This is a genomic window from Pseudoalteromonas sp. Z1A8, assembly GCF_011378855.1.
Classification (GTDB): Bacteria; Pseudomonadota; Gammaproteobacteria; order Enterobacterales; family Alteromonadaceae; genus Pseudoalteromonas.
Genome location: NZ_WTLB01000080.1, coordinates 1 through 10,592, shown reverse-complemented (window position 1 = coordinate 10,592; position 10,592 = coordinate 1). Strand labels below are relative to the sequence as shown.

10 protein-coding genes are annotated in these 10,592 nt (G+C 39.1%); 6 read left to right on the top strand and 4 right to left on the bottom strand.

Translation table 11 applies throughout. The features are described 5' to 3' along the window. Positions 1 to 277: 277 nt before the first annotated feature. Entirely contained in the window at positions 278 to 1,021 is a 744-nt protein-coding gene (locus tag GQR55_RS18930; protein ID WP_166421830.1) for a hypothetical protein, read from the bottom strand. Positions 1,022 to 1,292: 271 nt separating this feature from the next. After that, positions 1,293 to 3,116 carry a translational GTPase TypA gene (typA, locus tag GQR55_RS18925; RefSeq protein WP_166421829.1) on the bottom strand — a complete coding sequence of 608 codons (1,824 nt, stop codon included), beginning with the start codon at positions 3,114 to 3,116 and terminating at the stop codon, positions 1,293 to 1,295. A gap of 507 nt (positions 3,117 to 3,623) precedes the next feature. On the opposite strand from typA, the gene glnA reads away from it, so the two are divergent. The 5 genes from glnA to GQR55_RS18900 all read left to right on the top strand — a co-directional run bounded on the left by glnA (position 3,624) and on the right by GQR55_RS18900 (position 8,706). Further along, entirely contained in the window at positions 3,624 to 5,030 is a 1,407-nt protein-coding gene (gene glnA / locus GQR55_RS18920; RefSeq protein WP_166421828.1) for a glutamate--ammonia ligase, read from the top strand. A 113-nt stretch (positions 5,031 to 5,143) separates the two neighbouring features. After that, the gene (locus tag GQR55_RS18915; RefSeq protein WP_166421827.1) at positions 5,144 to 5,665 is read left to right on the top strand and encodes a DUF4124 domain-containing protein; all 522 of its coding nucleotides are present in this window, start codon (positions 5,144 to 5,146) and stop codon (positions 5,663 to 5,665) included. Positions 5,666 to 5,747: 82 nt separating this feature from the next. Then, positions 5,748 to 6,818, top strand: coding sequence for a nitrogen regulation protein NR(II) (gene glnL / locus GQR55_RS18910; RefSeq protein ID WP_166421826.1), 1,071 nt, complete (start codon positions 5,748 to 5,750; stop codon positions 6,816 to 6,818). A 14-nt stretch (positions 6,819 to 6,832) separates the two neighbouring features. After that, positions 6,833 to 8,218: a nitrogen regulation protein NR(I) gene (gene ntrC, locus GQR55_RS18905; protein ID WP_165739232.1), complete on the top strand. Its 1,386-nt coding sequence runs from the start codon at positions 6,833 to 6,835 to the stop codon at positions 8,216 to 8,218. Positions 8,219 to 8,247: 29 nt separating this feature from the next. Beyond that, positions 8,248 to 8,706 (top strand): cyclic nucleotide-binding domain-containing protein, encoded by a 459-nt coding sequence (locus GQR55_RS18900; RefSeq protein WP_166421825.1) that lies wholly within the window; start codon positions 8,248 to 8,250, stop codon positions 8,704 to 8,706. Between the two features lie 9 nt (positions 8,707 to 8,715). Here GQR55_RS18900 and GQR55_RS18895 read toward each other — a convergent pair whose 3' ends face one another. Both GQR55_RS18895 and GQR55_RS18890 read right to left on the bottom strand, forming a co-directional pair. Next, a complete protein-coding gene (locus GQR55_RS18895; RefSeq protein ID WP_166421824.1) occupies positions 8,716 to 9,381 on the bottom strand; it encodes a hypothetical protein in 666 nt (221 codons plus the stop codon). A 56-nt stretch (positions 9,382 to 9,437) separates the two neighbouring features. Beyond that, positions 9,438 to 9,725: a hypothetical protein gene (locus tag GQR55_RS18890; protein WP_165739228.1), complete on the bottom strand. Its 288-nt coding sequence runs from the start codon at positions 9,723 to 9,725 to the stop codon at positions 9,438 to 9,440. Positions 9,726 to 9,981: 256 nt separating this feature from the next. Here GQR55_RS18890 and GQR55_RS18885 point away from each other — a divergent pair, with 256 nt between their 5' ends. Then, the gene (locus GQR55_RS18885) at positions 9,982 to 10,365 is read left to right on the top strand and encodes an RNA-binding S4 domain-containing protein (RefSeq protein ID WP_166421823.1); all 384 of its coding nucleotides are present in this window, start codon (positions 9,982 to 9,984) and stop codon (positions 10,363 to 10,365) included. Positions 10,366 to 10,592 lie beyond the last annotated feature (227 nt).

Here is a 10,592-nt window from a genome sequence, read left to right as displayed (position 1 = left end):
GGTTGGGTACGAGCTCACTGTCTTCCCGATGTGACAAGTGCTAGCTAAACACTCATCAAGAAGAGATACAAGGTTGGGTTGAGCGAAGCGAAACCCAACGAAAAAACACCCTACCAACAAACACAGGTGCTTTGCATTATCGATCGCTCTCCCCCTGAGAGTATGTAGCATGATCGACTTGGTATGTACCCTCGTTTACTTATAACGGCCAAGCTAATGAGTTATTACTTCTCGTTTATTAAGCTGTAAAAGTCTTAGCTAATTTTTAAATAGACCATTAGCTATCATTGACGCCTAGCAGCTTAGAAAGTGTGTTTCCCGTAAGCTGATCTACCTTCTTAGCTGTAGATACTGTTTTATTTAGCCCATCTAAAAGTTTTAAGTACTTTTTAAAGACACCACCAGAGTTATCTTTTTCTACAGATGCTTTAATTTTTTCTTTATTAAGAACTAGTGAGCCAAGATTGAGTTCTAGTTCCGTTTCAATACCGTCAATACCTTTGATTTTGTACGCAATCAAAGCTTGTCGTAAACTTTCGATGTTTCTTAAAAGAAGTAGCTGTAATGAAGGCTCTAGAGAAGAACCTGTAATCATATCCGACAATTCGGTTAGAGATTTTTTTATTTGCTCTAACTCCATATCTTTAAGTGCTGTTATTTTTGTGTTTCTATTTAATTTATCAGAACAAAATTGAAGACCATAAATTGTTGGTTCATCAATTTGATTCTTACAACCTTGCCAAGGTGCTTCCAAATTAATATTAGAGAACATACGTTCTATTTTCTGAAAAGGCTTCAAATATAATAAATGGTCAACATCATCTAGCGCTTCAATCTGAGACTTAGTTTTATATGTTAACTGAATAAGATCAGCAATCATTCTTAAGATCGTGCCAGTATCATTTTCTTGTAAACCAAAAACTTCAGCCCAAACTTTTCTAACTTTATGTTGTTCAGGTTTACTTCGTGCTTCTTGTAAGATATCAAAAAGCCTTCCGGCTGGTTCAGTTTTAACTTCCATTTTTCAGCAGACTCCAAAATCTTTAATAGCAAAAAGCCCTATTATCGATAGAAAATTTGTATTTTTTTATCAATTTAGTTATTAAAAAAAAGCTTTTTAATTTTGTTAAAAACTTACCAGCATATAATAATGAAAACAATACATATTTCATGCCGATAGCTGGACTCTGAAATGAATTGATAATCTACTTTTGCTAAACCCAACAAACACAAAAAAGCCGCTGTATTTTGCAATACAGCGGCTTTTAAAATCATTATTCTAAATTAATAGATTATGACTTAGGTCCACGACCAGCACGTTTACGTTCGTTTTCTGTAAGGTGTTTCTTACGGATACGAATGTTTAGTGGAGTTACTTCAACTAGCTCGTCATCATCGATGAACTCAAGCGCTTGCTCAAGTGAGTAGTTAAGGTGTGGAGAAAGCGTTTGCGCTTCATCAGTACCAGATGCACGTACGTTAGTTAACTGCTTACCTTTAAGGGCGTTAACTGTAAGGTCGTTATCACGGTTATGAATACCGATAACCATACCTTCGTATACTTCAACACCGTGACCGATGAATAAACGGCCGCGTTCTTGTAAGTTGAATAATGCGTTAGTAAGTGCTTTACCCGTTGCGTTTGCAATCATTACGCCGTTCTTACGAACACCGATGTCGCCACCTTTGTGAGGACCGTAATGATCGAACGTATGGTACATAAGACCAGAACCCGAAGTAAGCGTCATGAAATCAGTTTGGAAACCAATTAAACCACGGCTAGGGATCATGAAATCTAAACGCATACGGCCTTTGCCATCTGGAGTCATGTTAGTAAGTTCACCTTTACGTAGGCCAACTTGTTCCATAACAGAACCTTGGTGCTCGTCTTGACAGTCAATAGTTACTGTTTCAAACGGTTCTTCTAGAACGCCATCTACAGTACGTAAGATAACTTCTGGACGAGAAACTGAAAGCTCGTAACCTTCACGACGCATGTTCTCGATTAAGATACCTAGGTGTAATTCACCACGACCAGAAACACGGAAGCTATCTGGGCTACCAGTATCTTCAACGCGAAGTGCTACGTTGTGTACTAATTCTTTGTCTAAACGTTCACGGATATTACGTGACGTTACAAACTTACCTTCTTTACCACAGAAAGGTGAGTTATTTACAGAGAATGTCATTGTTACAGTTGGCTCATCAACACTTAGTGGTGGTAATGCTTCAACGTTTCCTGGGAAACAAACTGTATCAGAAATCTTAAGCTCACCAATACCTGTTACAGTTACGATGTTACCAGCGTAAGCTCTTTCAGTTTCGATACGTTCAAGACCTAGGTAGCTTTGTACTGCGCCAATTTTACCATTACGTGTAGTGCCATCAGCACTGATAATAGTAACTTGTTGGTTAGGAGCAACAGAACCACGTTTAATACGACCAATACCAACTACACCAACATAAGAGTTGTAATCTAGTTGAGAAATTTGCATTTGGAAGTCACCTTCAGGATCTGCATCCGGTGGTGATACTTCGTCAACGATCATCTTGAACATAGGTTCCATGTTGTCTGATGGTACGTCTAAATCTAGTGTTGCCCAGCCGTTGATAGCTGAAGCGTAGATTACTTTAAAGTCTAACTGTTCGTCAGTTGCGCCAAGGTTGTCGAATAAATCAAAGATTTGATCCATAACCCAATCAGGACGTGAACCTGGCTTATCAATTTTATTGATAACTACGATTGGCTTTAAGCCTTGCGCGAATGCTTTTTGCGTAACGAAACGCGTTTGTGGCATTGGACCTTCTTGAGCATCAACAAGTAATAATACTGAGTCAGCCATCGAAAGTACGCGTTCAACTTCACCACCGAAATCGGCGTGTCCCGGAGTATCTACGATATTGATATGGTAGTCGTTCCAAGAGATGGCTGTGTTTTTAGCCAAAATGGTAATACCACGTTCTTTCTCAATGTCGTTTGAGTCCATCACGCGCTCTTCGTTACCGCCGCGTGTTTCTAATGTACCTGATTGCTCAAGTAGTTTGTCAACCAGAGTTGTTTTACCGTGGTCAACGTGCGCGATAATCGCTATATTTCTTAACTTTTCGATGCTCATATATTTACTCAGAGAAATTAAATTCTCAATGATCCTGCAAGATCTACGCACTCATCCACGCTTTCGCGAGATGTCCCAGCATAGGATTTAAAAGGGCGCATATTATCCCTCATTAATGACATGGATGAAAGTTTATCCAATACATATTTTAAAACTTTCTCAATACTTTTACTAAGTATCTGTTTTTTATATGACAATTATATGAATTAAATTTCAATTATTTTTCAAAAAACCCTCTTTTTGACTATTTTTCCGATCTTTTTGTTACTCTTTTGCATTTAGGTTATGCTAATTTCAGCTGATTAAATTAACAACAAATTACGCTCTGTAAATTTTGCACCGAAATGGAATATTTACGCACCAACATGGTGCGCTTGTATATTCCATTTTGATGCAATGATATTTTTTTAATTTATAAACAGCCAGTTACAATAATGGCACAAAATCAGCTTAGTAAATACCAAAGCAATTATGCAGCAATAACAAAACCTAATAGTTGGAGGACACATGTCACAATCGGTTTTAGATTTTATTAAAGAAAATGACGTCAAGTTCATTGATTTACGCTTTACTGACACTAAGGGTAAAGAACAGCATGTTTCTATTCCTCATCACCAAGTTGATGAAGACTTTTTTGAAGACGGTAAAATGTTCGACGGTTCTTCAATTGCAGGCTGGAAAGGCATAAACGAATCAGACATGGTATTAATGCCAGTGCCTGAGTCAATCAAACTAGACCCTTTCACAGAAGAAGCGACATTAATTTTACGTTGTGACGTAGTAGAGCCTTCTACACTACAAGGTTATGAGCGCGACCCGCGTTCTGTTGCTAAGCGTGCTGAAGACTACATGCGCTCTACAGGTATTGCAGATACAGTTTTATTTGGCCCAGAGCCAGAGTTTTTCGTATTTGACGACGTTAAATACAAATCAGATATGTCTGGTTCTATGTACAAAATTGATTCTAAGCAAGCTGCTTGGAACTCAGATAAAGAATATGCAGATGGCAACACAGGTCACCGTCCAGGTGTTAAAGGCGGTTACTTCCCAGTTGCTCCAGTTGATGACTTCCAAGATTGGCGTTCAGCTACGTGTCTAGTTCTAGAAGAAATGGGCCAAGTAGTAGAAGCACATCACCACGAAGTAGCAACAGCAGGTCAAAACGAAATTGCTACTCGCTTTAATACAATGGTATTAAAAGCGGATGAAATCCAAGAAATGAAATATGTTATCCACAACATGGCTCACTTATACGGTAAAACGGCAACGTTTATGCCTAAGCCAGTTGTTGGTGATAACGGTTCTGGTATGCATTGTCACCAGTCACTTGCTAAAGATGGTGTAAACCTATTTGCTGGTGATAAGTACGGCGGCCTTTCTGAAGACGCACTTTACTACATTGGCGGTATCATCAAGCATGCTAAAGCAATTAACGCTTTTGCAAATGCGTCTACTAACTCGTACAAACGTTTAGTACCAGGTTTTGAAGCACCAGTTATGCTTGCATACTCTGCACGTAACCGTTCTGCATCAATCCGTATCCCAGTGGTTCCATCTGAAAAAGGTCGTCGTATTGAAGTACGCTTCCCGGATCCAACAGCTAACCCATACCTTGCTTTCTCAGCAATGCTTATGGCTGGCCTTGATGGTATCAAAAACAAGATCCACCCTGGCGATGCGATGGACAAAGATTTATACGATTTACCAGCTGAAGAAGCAGCAGAAATTCCAACTGTTGCAGCATCACTTGACGAAGCACTATCTGCACTTAGCGCAGACCGTGAATTCTTAACTCAAGGTGGTGTATTCACTGACGACTTAATCGAAGCTTACATCTCACTTAAGTCTCAAGAAGTTGAAAAGCTTAACATGACAACTCACCCAGTTGAGTTTGAAATGTACTACAGCTGTTAATTTAGCTGTTTAAAATATGTGTGTTCTCAAGCCCGCTTTGCGGGCTTTTTTAATGGTAAAATTAAACAAACTCCACTAAAGTTAAGTTATCGATAAAAATGCAGGGCTGCAGAGTGAATAACAAGATTTTATTACTATTAATTACTTTAGGATTAAGTAATTATGGTTACGCAGGTGAAACAAAAATATACGCTTGGAAAGATAAAAATGGCGTATTAGTGTTCTCAGACACCCCTCATAAAGGGGCTAAAGAGGTAAAACTCACCAGCCAAGATCTTAATATGCCTGCAACAAATACTGACATTTTTAACGAGCAACCCCAGCCTCAACAAGCGGCCTTTAGTATTGCCATTTCCTCACCTGATCATAACCAGACTATCCGTGAAAATACCGGCAGTGTTTATGTTACTAGCCGAATAAAACCACGCTTTGAAACTGGTTTTACTATACAACTTTTTATTGATGGTAAAGCACATGGCCCCGCCAGTGACAGCTCAACCTTTGCAATAAGAGATGTAGAACGTGGTCAGCACACACTACAATTAAAGCTTTTTAATAGTAAAAACCAAGTTATTGCTACAAGTGAGCCCTGCATATTTTTTATGCACCGAAAAGGGCTAAACCTAGGTAACTAAATTGGGGCATTACTAAACGTGCAGCAGTATATTTAATCATATAACTTGCTTGTAAATATCCACGCACTAAAATGGTGCAGCTATGATTAATAATAAAAACTTTAGCCCTGAGCTACTCGATGCCATTTGGCAAAATCAAACAACCGCTATCATGTTGCTTGATAAAAACTTCACCGTTGTATATGCCAATACCAGTACCAGTGAACTGCTTGGCCTTGGTAACAAGCGCCTATTAGATCAGCCTTTTGATAGCCTTTTTAATTACCATTCAATCGATTTACAACGTATAGAACAGTACTCATTGGTTGAAGGCGTAGATTGCCAGCAGCATAGAGCTGATGTGGTTTTTAGCGATTCTCGCCATGCAAAAGTAGCCGTAAGTACACGACAAATTAAGTTTAATGGCTCGCTTTATATTTTATTTGAGTGGCGCCAAACTGATGATGAAATTAAGCACGACCAAGCGTCTAATCAAATGCATCAATACCAAGCTGCTCGAAACCTAATTAGAGGTTTAGCACACGAAATTAAAAATCCTTTAGGTGGAATCCGCGGAGCGGCGCAGTTATTGCAGTATGAGGTTGATCAACAAGAAAGAGATCAATGTGCTGAGCTCATCATTGAGCAAGCCGACCGATTACGCGAATTAGTAGATAGGCTTTTAGGGCCTAATCAACTTCCGCAAAAATCGTATGGCAACATACATCAATCACTTGAATCAGTTGCAAGACTAAGTACGTTAGATAATTGCTCTAACATTAACTTGGTTAAAGATTACGACCCAAGTATTCCTGATGTATACATTGATCAAGGTAAAATTCAGCAAGTAGTATTAAACATTGTTCGAAATGCCCAACAGGCGCTTGTGGATGGCGGTGAAATAACAATAAAAACCCGCATAAATCATCAGCATCGTCGCCCGGGTAAAGCACCTAAAAAAGCCTTGTTGATCCAAATATCTGATAACGGACCAGGTATTGATCCCAGTGTACGCGAAACACTGTTCTACCCGATGATCACCAATAAAGAAGGTGGCTCCGGATTAGGCCTTTCAATAGCGCAAACACTGATTGATCAACATGATGGCTATATAGAATGTGATAGCTGGCCTGGACATACTGAATTTAATATCTATCTGCCCTTTGCAGATTAATGTTTGGAGTTTGCATGAAAACAGTTTGGCTTGTAGATGATGATGCTTCTATTCGATTTGTACTCGAAAAAGCACTAACCCGTGCAGGGTTTAACGCAGAAAGCTTTTCTAACGCGCAAGATGTATTAAGCGCATTAAAGTTTAGCCAACCTACTGTTTTAGTTTCGGACGTACGAATGCCTGGTATGGATGGTATGGCGTTGCTTGAACTTATTGCAGAGCAAAACCCTGGATTGCCCGTTATTATAATGACTGCGCACTCAGATTTAGACTCAGCAGTTAATGCATTTCAAAAAGGGGCTTTTGAATACCTCGCTAAGCCGTTTGATTTAAACGAAGCGGTAGCACTAGTCGAAAGCGCATGCAGAGCAAATTCCACTAAAAAAACTAAGCGTAAGCAAGCTCCACCAAAAAGTGCGCATATAATTGGTGAAGCACCCGCCATGCAAGAAGTATTTAGAGCGATAGGTAAGCTATCGGCCTCTAGCATGAGCGTATTAATAAATGGTGAATCTGGCACAGGTAAAGAACTAGTTGCCAGTGCTTTGCACAATCATAGCCCACGTAAAGAAAACCAATTTATTGCACTTAACATGGCGGCTATTCCAAAAGAGCTTGTTGAGTCAGAGCTTTTTGGCCACGAAAAAGGCGCATTTACCGGCGCCGACAGCGTGCGCAAAGGCCGTTTTGAGCAAGCCAATGGTGGCACACTGTTTTTAGATGAAATTGGTGATATGCCACTTGATGTGCAAACACGTTTATTGCGCGTACTCGCCGATGGTGAATTTTATCGCGTTGGTGGTCATCAAAGTATAAAAGTAGACGTACGTATTATTGCGGCTACGCATCAAAACCTTGAAGATTTAGTTAAACAGGGCAAGTTTAGGGATGATTTATTTCATCGTCTTAATGTTGTGCGCCTGCGCTTACCTGCACTTCGAGAGCGTACTGAAGATATAGAAAGCTTGTCGCAACACTTTTTACATAAAAGCGCTAAAGAGCTACAAGTAGAAAGCAAAGTACTGAGCCCTAAAGCAACTGAGCAATTACGTTTATTTAATTGGCCAGGCAATGTGCGCCAATTAGAAAACACCTGTCGCTGGCTTACTGTAATGGCACCGGGTGAGCTTGTGAGCGAGCAAGACTTACCGCCTGAAATTCTTGATGCCACACCAACTCAAGAAGAAGGTGATTGGTTAGATGCGTTTCAGCAATGGCTTAATCAAGAACTTAAACAAGGTAAAGAAAATATTTGGCCTGACATTCAAGCTCAGCTAGAAACCCGCTTAATAAAAACAGCTCTCGCTAATTGCTCTGGCCATAAGCAAGATGCCGCTATAAAAATTGGTTGGGGACGCAACACGTTGACCCGAAAATTAAAAGAGCGCAATATTAGCTAATTAAACGTTTTTAACACATTTGGTTATTGATGAAGCTAATCGAACATATTCCATTATTCAAACAAATGGAAATTATAAACAGGCTGCACTTTTTTAAAGAATTTACGCTCAGCGAGCGCCAAGTCTTATTGGAGTCGTTCGGCCTGTTATATTTAGTAAGCCAGCATCAGTTTTTATTTAAGCAATACGATAACGACAAGCGCTTATATATTGTACTTAGCGGTGCGTTGTTAGTATTTAAACATAATCATTTGCTAGAACTTGGAACGATAGTACCTGGTGAATTTATAGGTGAAGGCGCTTTTATAAATAACCGAGAGCGTAGCACTAGCGCACGCGCTAAAACCGACAGTATAGTCCTTGCCATTACCCCTGAAGCACTCACTCGTTTACCTAACGTTATCCGTGAAAAAATTAAAGACCGAATTATAGAAGGTATGAGTCTGCGTATTGCAAAACTTAGCGAGCATATAGAAACCCACGGTTAACTCTATCACTCAGTCCATATAAACAATTTGTAGTGAGCAATCAAGCCAGCTGGGGTTATTAACATGAGCTGTAAACCTGTAAGTATCGGATGGTTTGGCGCCAAAAGGCGTATTTACAAGTGGTTGCGAGTGACTGTATGTTTGCGAATAATTTTTGTAATAAATGACAACGTAACCGTATAAAAACTCCCAACCTAATCTTACAACAGCGCCACTGGGTAAGGTAAAGTCAGCATATTTATCTGTAAATGTGACGAGTAAATCATTGTACTTGTCTTCGCTGCATTGAGTTGTTCGTAACTTTTTAGGCATAACAAAGGTTGTACCCGCCACTGCATTTTTTAGATAAAAGCCTATATTGCCATCACCATAAAAATGATTTGAACGCGTTGTATAGCTAACTTGTGGCTCGTAACCTAGCCCCTGCATAATAGTAGCTAACTGCTCAGTCTCTTTTTGGTAAATTTTATCGCTTGATAAAAGCAATGTTGCTTCACCAAAATCCGATGGGATCTCTAGATCTACATATTCATAAGGGAGGTTTTGTTCGCTTAGTGCAGCATCTAGTTGATTGCGTTGCTCATCTTGCAAGTTTTCACTAAATACATACACGGTAGGTTGTTGGCACGCAGCTAATAATAATGCCAACACACATATCAAAATTCCATTTTTCATAGTTACCCTCCTTTGATTACAATCGTAGTTTATTAAAGGTAACTATTTATAGCAATTTAATTTGTTTGGCTATTTAACCACGCATCAACACTTTTACGAGTGTATAAAACTTCTTTAAATAAGCGATGGCGTTGAAATTCAAGTACCGATTTTTTTTTCATATCGCCACTCACTAAGCGGCTATGGTGATCGTTAAATTTTGAAATCACAGAAAAACCACGTTCAGCATTTTCCTTTTGCTCTTTTACTTGATTAGTAAGATGTGACCTAACATCATCTGCGGTCAACATATCTGAATTATCTAAGCCCATTAGCTCTTTTTTCATTGCTAATCTTACGCCCATTTTCTACTCCGTTTTATATGTATTCATTACACATTGATTAATCCGCCAGAGTTTTAGCAATTAGCGAGCCATACGTAAAAAAGATTGCAACGAAGCTTAACTTTTAATTGCTTCAGTTTTTTTAAAGACAGATAAAATACCTAAAAACTTTCATAACTAATTGTGTATTACCGCTATCTAAAGTTACTTGCTTTGGTGCAAAAGTCGCTGTAAGCCTTTATACTAAAGCCTGTGCGTTACCCCACCGAGAGCAAATATGAACGAAGAATATATAGAAATAGAGTTAGAAGAAGAGCCGATTGAGCTTTGTAAATTATTAAAAGTACTAAACTTAGTTGAAGGTGGCGGCCAAGCTAAAAACCTAATTACTGAAGGCTATGTGGGTGTTAACCATGAAATTTGTACAATAAAGCGGAAAAAATTATACAGTGGCGATGTACTAGAATTCGATGGTGAGTTTTTTAAGCTGTCACTAAGTGAAGATGCTGTACCTGCAGAAAAACCTGCGGTACACACTCAAACAGAGTCAAAGCAAGCTGCACCACAACCAACAAATCAGCCAGCTAAAGCTAAGCGCAAACGAACTAAAAAGCCAAAAGTAGATGATAAAACAGGTCGTCGTCCTATTTCATTTGGTTAAGCATTTAAAAACCCTCTTTTTATATAAAAAGGTCAACTTGTATAGTTGGCCTTTTTGCTCTTTAATTCCCTTGTAAATAACAATAAAAACAAGGTAATAACATGTCACAAAACACACCAGCCACTTGGTTTAAACCCGTTGTATGGGCTAACACCGATCAGTTAAGGTATTTTTGATCGGTTGACCGATCTTTTGGTTGCTTCACAATACCCTTATCATCTTTTGAT